The sequence below is a fragment of the Microcystis sp. M53603_WE2 genome (assembly GCF_030065435.1).
In genome coordinates, this window is the sequence record NZ_JASJFF010000722.1 from 1 (window position 1) to 1,408 (window position 1,408).

Here is a 1,408-nt window from a genome sequence, read left to right on the forward strand (position 1 = left end):
CCCTATTCCCCTATTCTCTAGACAAAAGAGGAACCAGCGGCCGCATCGAGTAACCAATATAATTCCCCGGCCGGGGGGTGGATGAGACGAGAAGGATAGGAGAAAGAGTCACCATAGGCAGAGAAAATCTCATGTAGAGCGGGGCGTTTACTTTCGCCGGCAGCGATAAAGATCACACAACGGGCCTGATTGATCAGGGGAACGGTAAAAGTTAAGCGGGGATTGCCGTCTTTCTCGCCGACGGTGATACAGCGATCGCTCACCGTTAAAGCTGCCGTGTGGGGAAAGAGAGAGGCGGTGTGACCATCATCGCCCATTCCCAATAAAATCAGGTCAAAAACGGGAAAATCGGGAGAATTGACCCCAAACCATTGGCGGAGATGATCATCGTATTTTTGGGCGGCCAGCTGGGGATCGGGGTCATCCGTGGGCATAGGATGAATATTAGCGGCCGGGATCGGTATGCGATCGAGCCATGCTAACCGGGCCATGCGTTGATTACTGTCAGGATGATCGGGACTAACGTAGCGTTCATCTCCCCAGAAAACGTGAATTTTTGACCAGTCGAGGGGTTGAGAGGATAAAGCTTCGTAGAGAGGTTTCGGGGTACTACCGCCGGACAGAGCGATGGTAAAATAGTCCTGTTGTTCGAGGCTGGTTGTGATTTTTTCCAGAACCAGTGCCAGAGATTTTGCGATCAGAGCTTGTTTATCAGCTAAAACTTCCACCAATTTCTGCATGGGTTTTGTTATCAACTCAGGGGGCTGTCTTTACTATAGGCTAACCATTCAGGACTCATCTGAGAGCTTGGGAAAATTTTATTCTTTGACAGCCTCTGTCTTAGGTAAGAGATACGGGGGGAAAACCTCGTCTGAGAGCTTGGGAAAATTTTATTAGACCTGCTGCAAAAGTAAGTTATCGAGGCACTATCGGGTTAAAATATCTAAAAAAATGGATAAATTTGACATAATATTAGGTTTTATGGATATTATAGTTTTCTATTGTCTTTTTTCTCCTCCTGACGACCGTCTCCTATCGACCGTCTCCTCGCCTAACGGCAGATTTTTGATTTTTGCAGGAGATCTATTCTTTGACAGGGATAAGTTTACCGATGCCATATTGAGGTAATATTTCTAGAGTCGATTCTCGAAGGGGGTTGACAAGCAGAACGATTTGACATAGGGTTTAGCGGGAGGTTGAGCGAGAGTTAATTAGAAATTGCAGTTTGTCAGAGTGCCTCTCGGCAAAATCCTTCTGGGAATCCCCAGCGAGAACTTTTAAACAGACTAGTCACTAACCCCGCCCTAAAAGGGACGGGGCTTGCCTAAACCAATTTAGGCGACGCAAGTAGAGACTACCGCATCGAGACACAATCTGGCACAGACCTCCGAATACTTCCCTAGTTCGG

1 protein-coding gene is annotated in these 1,408 nt (G+C 47.3%); it reads right to left on the reverse strand.

Going from position 1 to position 1,408, the window contains the following annotated elements; genetic code table 11:
* Nucleotides 1-17: 17 nt before the first annotated feature.
* Nucleotides 18-740 (reverse strand): 6-phosphogluconolactonase, encoded by a 723-nt coding sequence (gene pgl, locus PX481_RS15545; RefSeq protein ID WP_002760961.1) that lies wholly within the window; start codon nt 738-740, stop codon nt 18-20.
* Nucleotides 741-1,408: the final 668 nt, after the last annotated feature.

What these genes read in the sequence shown, in the direction of transcription:
- pgl (WP_002760961.1), bottom strand. Translation starts at nt 740, where the DNA reads ATGCAGAAATTGGTGGAAGTTTTAGCTGATAAACAAGCTCTGATCGCA.